The sequence below is a fragment of the Paenibacillus sp. FSL K6-1096 genome (assembly GCF_037977055.1).
GTDB lineage: Bacteria > Bacillota > Bacilli > Paenibacillales > Paenibacillaceae > Paenibacillus_AQ.
Window position 1 is genome coordinate 3,060,175 of sequence record NZ_CP150274.1, and the last position, 15,353, is coordinate 3,075,527.

Here is a 15,353-nt window from a genome sequence, read left to right on the forward strand (position 1 = left end):
TCCTTTTAACCGTGTATACCATTAATTTATCAGTTGCATTGGCCCTACATTTACATTGACGGATTGCACTCTAGGTAAGCTAGATTGCTGATTCTCATAAATATCCGGTTTATAATCAATCACGAAACGCTCTGGCACAGCGGCTTGAGAGATGTTCAGACCGCCACCCTCATCAGAAATGGGCTCAGTAACGTTACCTTTTACCGCGTTAACAGTCAGGTTTCCTTTGGCAAAAAAACCGCCGATCAGGTGAAACATAGAACCTACGCCGTACAATTCACCACTGGAATCAGTATAGAAAAAAGCTTCCATCGTTTCTTCGGGGCTTGGTTCGTTGACAGCAAAGGCGTGAAGGCGGTTGATAAGCACTTTACCTTTGGAGATCAGAACCAGTTCTTTGGCCTTCTGATTCGTCCCTCTGTACCCCCTTATATTGGCATCCTCTACCGTTGTGTCACCTAACACCAGCATCGTTGAATCAAACTCAACATTGCCTTTGATCTTAACATTACCGGTAACTAATATATTAGCCCGGACAGGTAAGAAATCCGGCTTAAAATTATTAATCTCTAAATTTCCAGCGACGATGAACCAGCGGGGCATACTCCCGCTCTTGGGATCATACTCATTAGAGGCTCCTGGCGGGTAAAACAATCTCTTATACGCTAAACCATCAACAACTAAATTCCCATTAAAGATAACCGTTGAATTTAAGTTTTCCAGTTCCTGAAGCTTCAATTCATAGTCTTCCAGGTCCTTTTCATACTGTGCAAGGACTGCATCATCAGCATCTGGGCGTACTTTTTCAGGAGCTTCCGGCATCCCTTGAATATGTGAAACCTCGGAACGGCCAATAATCCAGGAGTTAAAAGCTGCTATACTCTTATTATATTCTGTTCGCATACTGCTTCTTAACGCCTTTTGGGAAAGGTCATCTTTCGAAACTGACAGGCCCTGAGCCAGCTTATCGAAGAACGATTCCTCGACGTTAATCCGGACGAATTTATTCTTCTCTTTAATTTTGACATTAGCGGAATTCACATGCAGAATCTTGTTCAATACATCATTTCTTGAATTCTCTTCTTCTGGCAGTGAGGTCATTTCATCTTCCTGATCTTCGGATAATATACTCTCCTTCGGCTGAAAATTCTCTTTATATTTGATACTATCCATGCCTTGGACATGGACTTCTCCCGGGGCTGATCCATCAGCATTACCAGTAATCTCAGGGAAATCATGAGTTACTTCCGGATATCTATGTCTCAAATATGTATACCAAGGGGTATTAGTTACAAGCAACCTCTCTCCGGCATACACATTGCCCTTCAGGACAGGTGCTCCATTCAGTCTAAGTGTCTGTTCTGAACCGAATACATACTTTAGGAAATCAGGGTAGCTGTCGATAATGACCTGTTGTCTCAGTGTCCGTTCCACTCCGTTAACTACCGCTTTGGAGGTGATATTAATCGTATATTGGATTGATTGTTTTGTGATTTTTTTATCTTTAGACTCATCGTATTTGATGCCATCAACTTCCCCACGGCTAGCAGATTGTAATTCTGTAGCTACTTTCAGACTCGATTTGTTCTGGTCCAGTTTCGCAAGAATCACTCCTAAGCTATACGGGTCAATATCCTCCAGCTGCAATCCTCTCAGCTCAGACTGAATATATGCAGCAGCTTCATTAAGCCCCTTCTGGGCAAGGTGCAGGGACTGCACATCATTCTCTCTTATCTCACTTCTCTGGGCACCTCCAATAGTAGCACTAAGAACTGCCGTTCCAAGAATAGTAAGGAGAAGAACGATGAACATTACCAGCACGAGTGCAGATCCGCGTTCAGAATGTACAAAGGAGAATACCCCAGGCTGCCTAGTCTTTTTATTTTGCCCCATTCCCATTTCTGTCCACCGCTCCTAGAATCCGAATTTGCTCTCAAGGTCAAGCTGCCGTCTTGTATCCCCACGTTCTAACACTAGCGAAAGATTGATATTTAACAGACCACTCTTACAAGACTGTACAGTATCCGTACTACACACCAGAGCAATGGATGAAGCCGGACCCAGCTTAGAATCAGTCGAAGTGCGTGTTTGATAGGGATCGGCTGTGGCCGGAATCTCTGTAGAACCAGAAGAACCATGGGCAGCCGAACTCGAAGCCGGAGATTCATTAATAAATAGTTGTCCATCCGCTATTCCGATTTCAACCTCATCGATTCCTCCATTAATATTGTCTCTGCGCAATACTATTGTCTTATCCGTACCATCGGAATAAATTGTATTAGGAGCAAAAGTATAAATTTCAGTAATTATAGCGGACATTAACAGGTCACTTTCATCTCTCAAAGTATTCTCCATTGTGACCCTTTGATAACTATGTACACCAAACATCAAAACCCCATAGATCAGTGCCGATACCAGGGAGAACAAAGATAATGCCGCGATAAGTTCAATCAGAGTAAACCCCTGTTCTCTGCGGAGAAGATTAACGAATTTGCTCATCGGTAATATACCCCTCCACTATAGTCTCCTTAGCATTGGTTGTACCCTGATTTGAGTCTCTCACTCTGATCCGGACAGGCAAAAGATACTCGGCAGTAGCCTTCTCAATAGAATCAGATGAATTGATCATTCCAGTATGCAGAGAAGATTGATACTCTATGTCTATATGATAATTGATGTTATTAATGGTGGGATTGAGTACCTTCGCTAATGTAGTTACATCACTCACCGCAGTGCTGTAAGCACTACAATCAGCTGTCGTCTGTGTCAACGGGATACAACTGGCTGCTTGAATAGCCGGATGACCTATAATCTCAGGCTGTGATCCTGTTGCAGGTCTGCCTCTAAGGAAGACCTTCATCTCCTCAAAATCCTGCTTCTCCATATAAAACAAAGCATTGCGCGCCAGATTGACCATGACTGTCTTGCTCTGGTTGGATTTGGAGTAGGACAGCGCGTGGGTGAAGTAAGAGGTCAGCACCAGCGATACGATCGACAAGATGACGATGGCGGCCAGCACCTCGATCAGGGTGAAGCCGGCTTCTCTGCCCCGCTTCCGGCTGCGGTTCCGTGGGTCTGTCCAGGACATGATGTTCGCTCCCCGTAGGCTAATAGTTTCTATGTATCATTTCTAGTTCCTATGCAGTAAAAAGCGGGCTTGTCCGGCCTTCTGTCAGGAGCGCCCCTGTCCCTGGTCCCGTGTTCGCTTACGCTCTTCTGAATCTTTTTACCTACTTCCATTATATTCCCTCTGCTCCGGGAGCAGCAATGCCCGGGATCAATAAATCTGGAGAATTCTACAATTTAACTCCGGCGGGGGCTGTGCTATCATGTGGGCAGAAAGGGGATACGCAAATGGCTTTGATTGAATGCAGGTTCTATTCAGAGGTGCTGGGTCTCAGTACTTCGATGACAGTGATTCTGCCGCAGCAGACCACGACGCAGATTGGAATGAGCAATGTATCGAGAGGAAAGCTTCACCCGACGCTGTACTTGCTGCACGGTTTGTCTGACGATGATTCGATCTGGCTCCGCCGGACCTCGATTGAGCGTTATGTGGCGGAGATGGGCATCGCCGTGGTTATGCCGCAGGTGCACCGCAGCTTCTACACCGATATGGCCACAGGGGGACGGTACTGGACCTTCATCAGCGAGGAATTGCCTGCGCTGGCCCGCTCTTTCTTCCCGTTGTCGGACAAGCGCGAGGATAACTTCGTGGCCGGACTGTCGATGGGCGGTTACGGGGCAATGAAGCTTGGGCTGCGCAAGCCGGAGAACTGGGCCGCTGCCGCAAGTCTCTCGGGGGCGCTGGATATGGTGCATCAATCTCTGAACTGGGAAGATGCGTCGCAGAAGTCTAAAGAGTATTTGCAGATTTTTGGAGACCAGGACATTGCTGGTACACCGGAAGATTTGCTCTGGCTGCTGCAGGAAGTAGACCGTTCTGAGGGGCCGAAGCCACTGCTCTATCAGTGCTGTGGAACCGAGGATTTCCTTTATGAGGACAACCAGACCTTCCGTAAGGCCTGCGGTGAGACCGGGCTGTCTCTGACCTATGAAGAGGGCCCCGGCGAGCATGAGTGGGGTTATTGGGACACCAAGATCCGCGATGTGCTGAAGTGGCTGCCGCTCCAGAAGTAATGATTTCACATTATTTGTAAGCGCATACTCACAAAAAAGACTGTCCCACCGCATCCAGCCGATGCCGTCGAGACAGTCTTTGTCTTATTATCCGATTCCGCCGTTAAAATGGCGGGGCTTACTGCGCAGCAGCAGGTCCATGCTGCTTCACCCATTCGCCTGCGGCCAGCAGGGCGGCTTCGGCCCGCTCAATGGCGGCCTGTACCTGAACGGTCGCGGTACCGCCGTAGACATTACGGGCGTTCACAACCGCCTCCGGCTGGAGAACGGCATAGATCTGATCGTCGAACAGCGGTGAGAACTGCTTGAATTCGTCCAGAGTCAGATCCAGCAGGAACTTGCCTTCGTTGATGCAATACAGGACGGTTTTGCCGATTACCTCATGTGCCTGGCGGAACGGCAGTCCCTTGCCGACCAGGAAGTCGGCGATATCGGTCGCGTTGGAGAAGTCCGTATTCACGGCCTCGCGCATCCGTTTCTTGTTGACCTTCATCGTGGAGATCATCGGCGCGAACAGCTGCAAGGCACCCGTTAGCGTAGCTACGGTATCGAACATACCTTCCTTGTCTTCCTGCATATCCTTGTTGTAGGCCAGCGGGAGTGACTTCAGCACGGTCAGCAGTCCAATCAGGTTGCCGTAGACACGGCCTGTCTTGCCACGTACCAGCTCCGGCACATCCGGGTTCTTCTTCTGCGGCATGATGCTGCTGCCGGTGCAGAAGGCATCGTCCAGCTCCACGAAGCTGAATTCGGTGCTGCTCCACAGCACCAGCTCCTCGCTGAGCCGTGACAAGTGGGTCATAACCAGCGCCGCATTCGCCAGGAACTCGACGATAAAGTCACGGTCGCTGACCGCATCCAGACTGTTCTCATATACGCTATCGAAGCCAAGCTGCTCAGCCACGAAGTGGCGGTCGATCGGAAACGTCGTTCCCGCCAGCGCACCAGCGCCCAGCGGCAGCACATTGATCCGCTTGTAGCTGTCGGTCAGACGCTCCGCATCGCGGCGGAACATCGACACGTAGGCGAGCAGATGATGGGCGAACAGAATCGGCTGCGCACGCTGCAGATGAGTGTAACCAGGGACAATAGTCTCCACATTGTCCTTGGCCTGCCCGATCAGCGCCTCCTGCAGGTCATGCAGCAGCGTTACCAGCTCCACCACCCGGTTCCGCAGGTAAAGGTGCATATCCGTCGCTACCTGGTCGTTGCGGCTGCGGCCGGTATGCAGCTTGCCGCCGACCGGGCCGATCTCAGCGATCAGGTTCTTTTCAATATTCATGTGGATGTCTTCATCGGCTACTGAGAACTCAATCTCCCCCGCCCGCACCTTCTCCAGCACCTTGGCGAGTCCGCCCTTGATCGTCTCTACATCCTCCTGCGGCAGAATGCCGCACTTCCCCAGCATCGTCACATGGGCCAGACTGCCCTGCACATCCTCTTCAGCCAGCGCCTGATCGAAGCCGATCGAAGCCGTATATTCCTCCACCAGCTTGTTCGTTCCTTTAGTAAAACGTCCGCCCCACAGCTTGCTCACCTGATGTTCCCTCCTTATGGACGGTAGAAGGGCCGCCCCTGTCCGGATGGGAGGAACGGCCTTCTGTGTCCGCTTCTATAAGTATATGGTCTATAAAATACCGCTCCAGCGGCAATACGCTTCTACTTCTTGGATTCTTCCACGCCCGCTGACACCTTCAGGCGCAGGGCATTCAGCCGGATGAAGCCGGTCGCATCGCCCTGGTCATACGCCTGGGTAGGATCGGCCTCCATCGTGGCAATATCCGGGTTGTACAGGCTGACCGGGCTCTTGACCCCGGCGCCGATGATGTTGCCCTTGTACAGCTTCACACGTACCGTACCGGTTACGTTCTTCTGGCTCTCGTTCACCAGCGCCTGCAATGCCAGCCGCTCCGGTGCGAACCAGAAGCCGTTATACACCAGCGTACTGTAACGGGTAATCAGGCTGTCGCGCAGGTTCATGACTTCGCGGTCCATGGTGATGGACTCCATTTTGCGGTGAGCGGTGAACAGAATGGTTCCGCCCGGGGTCTCATACACACCGCGGCTCTTCATGCCGACAAAACGGTTCTCCACCATATCCACACGGCCGATCCCGTGCTTGCCGCCAAGCTCGTTCAGCTTCTCCATGACTTGCAGCGGGGATAACGGCTCGCCGTTCAAGGCTACACAGTCGCCCTTCACGAAGTCCAGCTCCAGATATTCCGCTTCATCCGGAGCATCCTCAGGGGCGTTCGAGAGCAGGAACATTTCCTTGTTCTCCGGTGCGCTTGGATCGAACCAAGGGTCTTCCAGCACGCCGCTCTCATAGCTGATGTGCAGCAGATTGCGGTCCATCGAATACGGCTTGGCGGCAGAGGCCTGCACCGGAATGCCGTTAGCTTCAGCATAAGCGATCATCTCTGCACGGCCAGGGAACTGGTTGCGGAACTCTTCCAGACGCCAAGGCGCGATCACCTTGATGCTTGGCGACAACGCGGCCGCATTCAGCTCGAAGCGTACCTGATCGTTACCTTTGCCGGTTGCGCCATGGGCAATGGCGGTAGCGCCCTCTGCGATGGCGATATCCACCATGCGCTTGGCGATCAGCGGACGGGCAATGCTTGTTCCAAGCAGATATTGTCCCTCATAGAGGGCGCCTGCCTGGAACATCGGGTAGATGAAGTCACTGGCGAATTCATCGCGCAGATCATCGATGTAGACCTTGGATGCGCCGGTAGCGAGCGCCTTCTCTTCCAGGCCGTCCAGCTCTTCCTTCTGGCCGATATCGGCGGTGAAGGCGATAATTTCCGCATCATAGGTTTCTTTCAGCCATTTCAGAATGACTGAGGTATCCAGCCCGCCGGAATAGGCGAGTACGATTTTTTCTTTTGGCATGGGGTTGCTTCCTTTCGGTGTGGAGGGTGATAAGATCAACTGCAACTTCATAATGGGTTGTATATGTCACTCCAGAGAATGTTTGGACTTCCGATCCTTCAACCCTCTTATTTAAGTTCCCGTTGATCGTATATATGTGTTGTGTATATAGGGTTTGCGTATCCAATTAAGGTGTAATTGGTAGGCTTAATTGCAATTGGTACAACTAAATTAGCTGATATACCGCCGAATGTGCGTTTAGCTGTAGTTCGTACAATTAAAATTTCTCATTACCTAGATCCGGACCCATCACGCAGATTTAGTTGTACAGAATACAGTTACAAGAGAAAACTCTTACTTTTTACTGTTTTTAATTGTACAGAATACACTTATCTCTAAATGTCCGCTAAAAACGATACTTTATATATTAGCAATTGAGAATAATCTCATCTCTTTGCTCCTGATGCCCTAACTCCAGCTACATCTAGCCCATCAAAGCCGCCATCAGCGCCTTCTGCGCATGCAGGCGGTTCTCCGCCTGATCGAAGATGACCGAGTTCGGGCCGTCGATCACGCCCGTGCTGACCTCTTCCTCCCGGTGGGCTGGAAGACAGTGCAGGAACAGGTAGTCGCTCTTCGCGCCTTTTACCAGCTCCTCATTGACCTGATAGTCCTTGAACGCTGCTTCACGCGCCAATTGCTCAGCCTCGAAGCCCATGCTCGCCCAGACGTCGGTATAGATGACATCGGCATCCTGCACTGCTTCCTGCGGGCTGCGGGTGATCGTGATGATTGATCCGGTCTCCTTGGCAATCTCGCGCGCCTCGGCCACAACCGCTTCGTCCGGCTCATAGCCTTCCGGCCCGGCCACCGCGACATGCACGCCCAGCTTGGCCCCGCCGATCAGCAGGGAATGCGCCATATTATTGCCGTCGCCGATGTAGGCCAGCTTCAGGCCTTTCAGCTTGCCTTTGTGCTCATACACGGTCTGGTAGTCTGCCAGCACCTGGCACGGATGTGCCAGATCGCTCAGACCATTGATGACAGGCACTGAGGCATACCGCGCCAGTTCTTCCACTTTATCATGGCCGAATGTGCGGATCATGATCCCGTCCAGGTAACGCGACATGACCTGTGCGGTGTCGCCGACGGTCTCACCGCGGCCGAGCTGAATGTCGTTCTTGCTCAGGAACAGCGCATGGCCGCCGAGCTGATACATCCCTACTTCAAAAGACACCCGTGTCCGGGTAGAGGACTTCTCGAAGATCAGTCCGATCGTCTTGCCCAGCAGCGGCTGGTAGACCTCGCCGTTCTTCTGCTTGCGCTTCAGCTCAATTGCCAGATCAATCAAATACGTGATTTCCTCCGGAGTATAGTCGTTCAGCTCCAGCAGGTCACGTCCTTTGAGCTGTGCGGCAATCGTCTCTGTAACGCCTGGTGTTCCCTGACTCATGAATGGGCCTCCCCGTTTCTTTGATTAGCATAAGTATGAATGAGTTCCGACAGGATGTCCACCGCCTGATCGATCTCGTCCGTGCTGACATACAGATTCGGCAGCAGCCGGATAACATTCGGTCCGGCCTGGACGAACAGCAGTCCGCGCTTCTGTCCGGCGAGCACGATCTCGGCCACCGGCTCCTGGCATTCAATACCGATCAGCAGGCCTTTGCCGCGAATCTCCTTCACGAAGGAGGTATCCGCCAGCTTCTCTCTCAGCTGTCCGGTTAAGTACCCGCCCATCTCTGCCGCCCGATGCGGCAGGTTATCCTCCAGCATTGTCTCAATGGTCGCTTCCATCACAGCCGCCGCCAGCGGGGTGCCGCCGAAGGTGCTGGCATGGCTGCCCGGGCTGAACGCCTCGCGCAGATAGCCTTTACCGAGCATGACACCGGCCGGGAAGCCGCTGGCAATCCCTTTGGCCAGGGTGAAGATATCCGGCTCAATGCCATAATGCTGGTGGGCGAACAGCTTGCCCGTCCGGCCCATGCCGGTCTGGACTTCGTCCACGATCAGCAGCAGGCCATGCTCCTTGCACAGCGCAACCACTGCATCCAGGAACTCCTGCTGCACCTCAAGCACGCCGCCCTCAGCCAGCACCATCTCCAGCATAATCGCTGCCGTATGCTCTGTAATAGCTGCCTTCAATGCCTCCAGGTCATGCAGCGGCACCGTCTTGAAGCCTGCCGGAAGCGGCAGGAAGCCTTCCTTAACCTTCGCTTGACCAGTAGCGGTCAGTGTAGCCAAGGTACGGCCATGGAACGATTGCTCGAAGGTGATGATTTCATAGCGGTCATTCCCTTTCACCTTCTGGTGATACCGGCGGGCCAGCTTGATGGCCGCTTCATTCGCTTCCGCTCCACTGTTGCAGAAGAAGACCTGATCCGCACAGCTATTCGCAGTAAGCAGCGCCGCTACCCGGTCCTGGCCCGGAATGTGGAACAGGTTCGATACATGCCACAGCGTATCAATCTGGGCCTTCAGCTTCGCGCCGACCTTTTCCGGGGCATGGCCCAGACTAGTAACGGCCAGTCCGCACATGAAGTCAAGATATTTGTTGCCCTGATCATCCCAGACCCAGCTGCCCTGGCCTTTAACCAGGCTGATATCGTATCTGGCATAAGACGGGAAAACCGCACTCAGCTTGGCAGGAGCGGCAGCCGCCTCCTGTCCGCCCGCTTCTCCGGAACGTCCCTGCAGTGCCCCTGTCAAAGAATTTTGTTGCGTTTGCGTCAGCTCACTCATTCTCATTCACTCTCCCACCATGCTGCTGCCGGCTCCCCGTCAGCGCGTCTATTAGTATTCACCTAATGAATCTCTGCTACCTTACAATCCGCGTCCCCAGTGCCTCGCCCTGAAGGACCCGGCTGAGTACACGCGGCTCGCTGCCGTCTACAATAATAACCTCGGACACCTGGCCCTGGATGCAATCCATCGCTGCGCGGACCTTGGGAATCATCCCGCCGTAGATTTCGCCGCTGTCAATCAGCTCTTCAATCTGGGCCACGGTCACGGACGGAAGCACCACTTTCTCACCTTCCACCGTACGCATAATCCCCGGCACATCCGTAACGACAATCATCCTTGGCGATTCTATATAAGAAGCAACGGCTCCCGCCGCAGTGTCCGCATTAATATTATACCGCTGGCCGCTGGCATCCACGCCGACCGGCGCAATAACCGGGATATAGCCCATCCCGAGAATACCCGTCACAATCTCCGCCTGGACCTGCACGACTTCCCCCACCAGCCCGACCTCCTGATGGTTCGCTACCGGACGTGCCACAATCAGGTTACCGTCTATGCCCGACAGCCCGAGAGCACGGCCCCCGCTGGACTGAATCCGCCGGACAATCGCCTTGTTGATGCTCCCGGCCAGCGTCATCTCAACGACATCCAGCACCTCTTCGGTGGTCACCCGCAGGCCATTCACGAAGCTGCTCTCGATGCCAAGCTTCTCCAGATTGCCGGAGATCGCCGGACCGCCGCCATGCACAATGACCGGCTGAACACCGCTTCGCTGCAGCCCCCGCAAATCCTCGAAGAACGAATCCGGCAGCGCCGCCAGCGTACTTCCGCCGCATTTCATCACGAACAGCCTTTCTAACGCCATTCCCCTGCCCCCTCTATATAAGCTGCCTGCCGCCGATCCCCGCACAAGCCGCGCAGGTTACGTCCGGTAAGCCGCATTAATCCGCACATAATCATAAGTGAGGTCGCAGCCCCAGGCGGTAGCACTGCCGCTTCCGTCCGACAGGGCGACTGAGATCAGCACGGTATCTGTCTTTTGCAGATAATGCAGTGCCTGCTCCTCATCAAAAGCCACCGGACGCGATCCGCGCAGCACCTCAATCTCACCCAGCTTAATATCCACCCGTTCCGGCGATACCGGCACGCCTGCGCGGCCAACAGCTGCAATGATCCGCCCCCAGTTGGCATCCGCACCGAAGATCGCCGATTTCACCAGGCTGGAGCCGACCACCGTCTTGGCAATCGCAGCCGCCGCCTCATCGTGCACCGCCCCGCTCACCTGCACCTCGATCAGCTTCGTTGCGCCTTCGCCGTCGCGGGCAATCGCCATCGCCAGACTACGGCACACATGCGTGAACGCCGCCGCAAAAGCCTCCCAATCCCCATGCTCCCGCGTCAGCTTCTCATTGCCCGCCAGCCCGCTGGCCATAGCGACCAGCATATCATTTGTACTGGTGTCACCGTCTACAGTGATCATATTAAAAGTAGAGTTCGTCGCCGTGCGCAGCAGGCCCAGCAGATCTTCTCCGTCAATGAGCACATCCGTGGTCATGAAGCCCAGCATCGTCGCCATGTTCGGGTGAATCATCCCGGAGCCCTTCGCGGCTCCAGCAATAATGACCTCTGTTCCGCCCACAGTAACTTTGACACAGCTTTCTTTTTTGACCAGATCGGTTGTCAGTATCGCCTGGCTGAACTCCTCGGCACCGGCAGCGCCCGCATCCAGCTTCTCCGGCAGTCCTTCAATCCCGCTGCGCACACAGTCCATCTTCAGCAGCTCGCCGATTACGCCCGTAGAAGCCACAGCCACGTTCAGCTCGTCCACACCCAGATGGCGGGCAGCAGCCGCACGCATCTCATACGCATCCGCTTCCCCCTGCTCGCCTGTACAGGCATTGGCATTGCCGCTGTTCACGATGACCGCCTGCAGTGTCCCGTCCGCCAGACTCTCACGCGTCACCTTCAGCGGAGCCGCCTGAAACACATTGGTCGTGTACACCGCAGCCGCCGTCGCAGGCACCTCACAACGGATGGCGGCGAGGTCGTTGCGCTCGGTTTTTTTGAGCCCGCAGTGCAGGCCTCCGGCCGTGAAACCCTTCGGTGCAGTAATGCTTCCGCCTTCTACGACGGTATATAATGAATGCTCGCTCATGTATGTTTGACCGCAAATAGCTTAAGGATACACCGGTGTGTAGCCCAGCCCGCGGGTTTCCTCCCATCCCATCATCAAATTCAGGTTCTGAATCGCCTGCCCTGCTGCGCCCTTAACAACATTGTCGATAACCGACACGATGGTGACCCGCCCGGTGCGTGCATCTGTGGCGAAGCCGATGTCGCAATAATTCGACCCGCTGACTTCCTTCGTCGCCGGAACAATGCCGGGCTCGCGCACCCGCACAAATGGCCGGCCCTCATAATAGTTACGGTATAAGTCCACCAGTTCCTGCTCGCTGTGTTCACCCGTCAGACTGGCATACATCGTGCTCATAATCCCCCGGGTCATCGGCACCAGATGCGTCGTGAACGTAACCGTTACCTTCTCCTTGGCGATATCGCTAAGCACCTGCTCGATTTCCGGGATGTGCTGATGCTTGTTGATTTTGTAGGCTTTGAGGTTCTCATTGATCTCGGCAAAATGCACCATCAGGCTCGTTCCCCGCCCCGCCCCGGACACCCCGGACTTCGCATCGATAATGATGCTATCCGGCTTAATCCAACCGGCGGCAAGCGCCGGAACCAGCCCCAGCAGCGTCGCTGTCGGGTAACACCCGGGATTCGAGATGAAGTCCACGCCAGCCGCCTGTTCACCGTACACCTCACATAACCCGTAGACGGCCTGCTCCAGGTACGCCTCCGGCGGAGCCGGATGCTTATACCACTGTTCATACTCTGCACCATTATTCAGCCGGAAGTCTCCCGACAGATCCACGACCTTAAGCCCTGCCTCCAGCAGCTGCGGCACCAGCTTCCCGCTCACCCCGGAGGGAGTTGCAGTGAAAACAACATCGGCTCTCCCCGCAATCTCGGCGGCATCGACACCATCCAGCTTACGCTCCACAATCCCCGTCAGATGCGGGAACCCTTCCTCGATCGGTGCACCTGCACTTGACGAAGAGATCACTGAAGTAATCTCAATATCCGGGTGGCCCTGCAGCAGCCTGATCAGCTCCACGCCCCCATATCCTGTTGATCCGACAATCGCTGCTCTCAGCTTGCCTGTCACTGTCATCCCCGCTTCCTATGTCTCATTTCTACCATTATCGCCCGGTCCTGACCGTTCTGCAAATATGTATTATTATACGACCGTATTAATATAAATACAACATGTAACGTTAACTTTATTCAAGCCCTTTTGCAGCAAAAAAAGAAGCGTAAGCCCCCATCAGGGAGTTCTACGCTTCTCTTTTGAATCCTTCGCCCAGCACCTCATGCGCCTCCGTAATAATCACAAAAGCACCCGGGTCCACCGAGCGGACAATCGCCTTCAATCTGGCAATTTCGTTCTGGCCTACCACGACCATCAGCACAGTGCGGTTGTCTCCGGTGTAGCCGCCTTGCGCATTCAGCTTCGTCAGTCCGCGGTCGAGATCATTCAGAATCGCCTGGGAGATCGCCTCCGTATGATCCGAGATGATATACGCCACCTTCGTTACGCTGAAGCCCACCTCCAGCGCATTAATCACTCTGCCGGTGACGAACAGACCAATCAGGGCATACATCGCCTGCTCCATCCCCAGCACAAAAGCAGCCAGCGTAATCACCGTACCATCCAGCAGCACCACGGACAGCGAGAAGCTGAAGCCGGTGAGCTTCTGAATAATCTGTGCCGCAATCGTCAGTCCGCCGGTGGAGCCGCGCCCGCGGAAGACCAGACCTAAGCCCAGCCCCACTCCAATACCGCCATAAATAGAAGCTAACAGCGGATTAGTGGTCGGTACAGGCCCGTCTTTGGTCAGAAAAATGAACAGCGGCAGCACGAAGCTCCCCAGCAAGGACCGGATGCCGTACTGCTTGCCGAGGAAGATGACGCCGAGAATGAACAGCGGAATGTTCAGCGCCCACTGCGTGAACGCCGGCTCCGCCCCGAACCAGGCCTCGGCCAGCACGGACAGACCGGATACACCGCCTGAAGCAATCTGATTGGGCAGGAAGAACAGGTTGAACGCCAGCCCCGTAATCAGCGAGCCGATCAGAATAAGCGCGATATCCACGGTATGGCGCAGCGGCCCGTTCAAGGGAATCAGCGGAGGTTTGTTGCGTGAATTGACTTTTTGCATCGTTGGCCGGGCTCCTTTATATTCAGAAAAAATCCCTACACCTCCGAAGACGTGTAGGAATAGAATTTCGTTTATTCAGCTTCGGTCTTGATCTGGCTGCGCAGATAGCCGTCGATGAATCCGTCCAGATCGCCGTCCATGACTGCACCGACGTTGCCGGTCTCCACCGAAGTGCGGTGATCCTTCACCATGCTGTACGGATGGAATACATAGGAGCGGATCTGGCTGCCCCAGGCAATATCGGATTGCTCGCCGCGAATCTCATCCAGTTCAGCCTGCTGCTCCTGGATTTTGCGCTCATAGAGCTTGGACCGCAGCATCTTCATCGCCTGCTCCCGGTTCTTGATCTGGGAACGCTCATTCTGGCACGTCACCACCACCCCGGTCGGGATATGCGTGATGCGCACAGCCGAGTCTGTCGTGTTGATATGCTGACCGCCCGCGCCGCTGGCCCGGTACGTATCAATCTTAAGATCCTCTGTACGGATCTCCACTTCAACATCATCCGAAATCTCCGGCATCACATCGCAGGATACGAAGGAGGTATGGCGTCTACCCGAGGAGTCAAAAGGCGAGATGCGCACCAGCCGGTGAACGCCCTTCTCTGCCTTCAGGTATCCATAGACATTGTGCCCTTTAATGAGCAGCGTTACACTCTTGATGCCCGCTTCATCCCCCGGCAGATAATCCAGCACCTCAACCTTGAAGCCCCGCTTCTCAGCCCAGCGTGTGTACATGCGCAGCAGCATCTGGCCCCAGTCCTGGGACTCGGTGCCGCCTGCACCCGGGTGCAGCTCCAGAATCGCGTTCAGCTTATCGTATGGCTGATTGAGCAGCAGCTGCAGCTCGAATTCATCCACTCTGCCGCTGATTCCGCGTACCGTCTCCACCATCTCGGCAGCGAGGGCGTCGTCGCCTTCCTCATCGGCCAGCTCGACCATCATCTCGGCATCGTCGAATTCCTGCTGCAGCTTATGATACTGGTCTACCACCGATTTCACAGCATTCATCTCGCTGATGACGCTCTGCGCCTGCTCGGGATCATCCCAGAATCCGGGCGCCGCCATCTTCTCTTCAAAGTTCGCAATAATCTCCAGCTTCAGGTCTAAGTCAAAGTGACCCCCTAAGGTTGGTTAATTTCTTGCCAATTTCACGCAGGTCCTGCTTCACATTAGGATCGATCACTTGGATCACATCACCTTTCATAATAAAATACCCTTCCACCCGGCCATAAGCCGCTTAAAGCTCAGGTCTTCCGCGCCACTGTGATTCCTGACCACTCAAAAGCCCAAAAAAGCAGCCGGGCCGCAAACG

At 54.2% G+C, this 15,353-nt stretch carries 13 protein-coding genes; 1 reads left to right on the forward strand and 12 read right to left on the reverse strand.

The window, feature by feature from the left end; all coding sequences use genetic code 11:
- Nucleotides 1-21 precede the first annotated feature (21 nt).
- The 3 genes from MHI24_RS13620 to MHI24_RS13630 are packed head-to-tail and all read right to left on the reverse strand — an operon-like array spanning nt 22 to nt 3,088.
- The gene (locus MHI24_RS13620; RefSeq protein ID WP_340026118.1) at nt 22-1,899 is read right to left on the reverse strand and encodes a hypothetical protein; all 1,878 of its coding nucleotides are present in this window, start codon (nt 1,897-1,899) and stop codon (nt 22-24) included.
- Nucleotides 1,900-1,914: 15 nt separating this feature from the next.
- Complete coding sequence (locus MHI24_RS13625; RefSeq protein ID WP_340026120.1) at nt 1,915-2,499, reverse strand: prepilin-type N-terminal cleavage/methylation domain-containing protein; 585 nt, start codon at nt 2,497-2,499, stop codon at nt 1,915-1,917.
- A complete protein-coding gene (locus MHI24_RS13630) occupies nt 2,483-3,088 on the reverse strand; it encodes a prepilin-type N-terminal cleavage/methylation domain-containing protein (RefSeq protein WP_340026122.1) in 606 nt (201 codons plus the stop codon). Before MHI24_RS13630 ends, MHI24_RS13625 begins: the two co-directional genes overlap by 17 nt.
- Before the next feature lie 266 nt (nt 3,089-3,354).
- Between MHI24_RS13630 and MHI24_RS13635 the strand changes: the two genes are divergently transcribed.
- Nucleotides 3,355-4,140 (forward strand): alpha/beta hydrolase family protein, encoded by a 786-nt coding sequence (locus MHI24_RS13635; RefSeq protein WP_340026123.1) that lies wholly within the window; start codon nt 3,355-3,357, stop codon nt 4,138-4,140.
- Between the two features lie 118 nt (nt 4,141-4,258).
- Here MHI24_RS13635 and argH read toward each other — a convergent pair whose 3' ends face one another.
- The 9 genes from argH to prfB form a co-directional block, all read right to left on the reverse strand.
- Nucleotides 4,259-5,677: an argininosuccinate lyase gene (argH, locus tag MHI24_RS13640; RefSeq protein ID WP_340026124.1), complete on the reverse strand. Its 1,419-nt coding sequence runs from the start codon at nt 5,675-5,677 to the stop codon at nt 4,259-4,261.
- Between the two features lie 122 nt (nt 5,678-5,799).
- Complete coding sequence (locus MHI24_RS13645; protein ID WP_340026125.1) at nt 5,800-7,035, reverse strand: argininosuccinate synthase; 1,236 nt, start codon at nt 7,033-7,035, stop codon at nt 5,800-5,802.
- 463 nt (nt 7,036-7,498) lie between these two features.
- Nucleotides 7,499-8,467 (reverse strand): ornithine carbamoyltransferase, encoded by a 969-nt coding sequence (gene argF / locus MHI24_RS13650; protein WP_340026126.1) that lies wholly within the window; start codon nt 8,465-8,467, stop codon nt 7,499-7,501.
- A complete protein-coding gene (locus MHI24_RS13655) occupies nt 8,464-9,756 on the reverse strand; it encodes an aspartate aminotransferase family protein (protein ID WP_340026128.1) in 1,293 nt (430 codons plus the stop codon). The genes argF and MHI24_RS13655 overlap by 4 nt, the downstream gene beginning before the upstream one ends.
- A 76-nt stretch (nt 9,757-9,832) precedes the next feature.
- Entirely contained in the window at nt 9,833-10,624 is a 792-nt protein-coding gene (argB, locus tag MHI24_RS13660; RefSeq protein WP_340026129.1) for an acetylglutamate kinase, read from the reverse strand.
- A 57-nt stretch (nt 10,625-10,681) separates the two neighbouring features.
- On the reverse strand, nt 10,682-11,914 hold the full coding sequence (gene argJ / locus MHI24_RS13665) for a bifunctional ornithine acetyltransferase/N-acetylglutamate synthase (RefSeq protein ID WP_340026130.1): 1,233 nt from the start codon (nt 11,912-11,914) through the stop codon (nt 10,682-10,684).
- Nucleotides 11,915-11,935: 21 nt separating this feature from the next.
- Nucleotides 11,936-12,985, reverse strand: a complete 1,050-nt coding sequence (argC, locus tag MHI24_RS13670) for an N-acetyl-gamma-glutamyl-phosphate reductase (RefSeq protein WP_340026682.1) — start codon at nt 12,983-12,985, stop codon at nt 11,936-11,938.
- A 169-nt stretch (nt 12,986-13,154) separates the two neighbouring features.
- Entirely contained in the window at nt 13,155-14,039 is an 885-nt protein-coding gene (locus tag MHI24_RS13675; protein ID WP_340026131.1) for a YitT family protein, read from the reverse strand.
- Between the two features lie 71 nt (nt 14,040-14,110).
- Nucleotides 14,111-15,245, reverse strand: a protein-coding gene (prfB, locus tag MHI24_RS13680) for a peptide chain release factor 2 (protein ID WP_340026132.1) whose coding sequence is annotated in 2 segments (ribosomal slippage) — nt 14,111-15,151 and nt 15,153-15,245 — 1,134 coding nt in all. Because the reading frame shifts where the segments join, the coding sequence is not laid out codon by codon here.
- Between the last annotated feature and the right edge of the window lie 108 nt (nt 15,246-15,353).

What these genes read in the sequence shown, in the direction of transcription:
- MHI24_RS13620 (WP_340026118.1), bottom strand. Translation starts at nt 1,899, where the DNA reads ATGGGAATGGGGCAAAATAAAAAGACTAGGCAGCCTGGGGTATTCTCC.
- MHI24_RS13625 (WP_340026120.1), bottom strand. Translation starts at nt 2,499, where the DNA reads ATGAGCAAATTCGTTAATCTTCTCCGCAGAGAACAGGGGTTTACTCTG.
- MHI24_RS13630 (WP_340026122.1), bottom strand. Translation starts at nt 3,088, where the DNA reads ATGTCCTGGACAGACCCACGGAACCGCAGCCGGAAGCGGGGCAGAGAA.
- MHI24_RS13635 (WP_340026123.1), top strand. Translation starts at nt 3,355, where the DNA reads ATGGCTTTGATTGAATGCAGGTTCTATTCAGAGGTGCTGGGTCTCAGT.
- MHI24_RS13645 (WP_340026125.1), bottom strand. Translation starts at nt 7,035, where the DNA reads ATGCCAAAAGAAAAAATCGTACTCGCCTATTCCGGCGGGCTGGATACC.
- argF (WP_340026126.1), bottom strand. Translation starts at nt 8,467, where the DNA reads ATGAGTCAGGGAACACCAGGCGTTACAGAGACGATTGCCGCACAGCTC.
- MHI24_RS13655 (WP_340026128.1), bottom strand. Translation starts at nt 9,756, where the DNA reads ATGAGTGAGCTGACGCAAACGCAACAAAATTCTTTGACAGGGGCACTG.
- argB (WP_340026129.1), bottom strand. Translation starts at nt 10,624, where the DNA reads ATGGCGTTAGAAAGGCTGTTCGTGATGAAATGCGGCGGAAGTACGCTG.
- argJ (WP_340026130.1), bottom strand. Translation starts at nt 11,914, where the DNA reads ATGAGCGAGCATTCATTATATACCGTCGTAGAAGGCGGAAGCATTACT.
- MHI24_RS13675 (WP_340026131.1), bottom strand. Translation starts at nt 14,039, where the DNA reads ATGCAAAAAGTCAATTCACGCAACAAACCTCCGCTGATTCCCTTGAAC.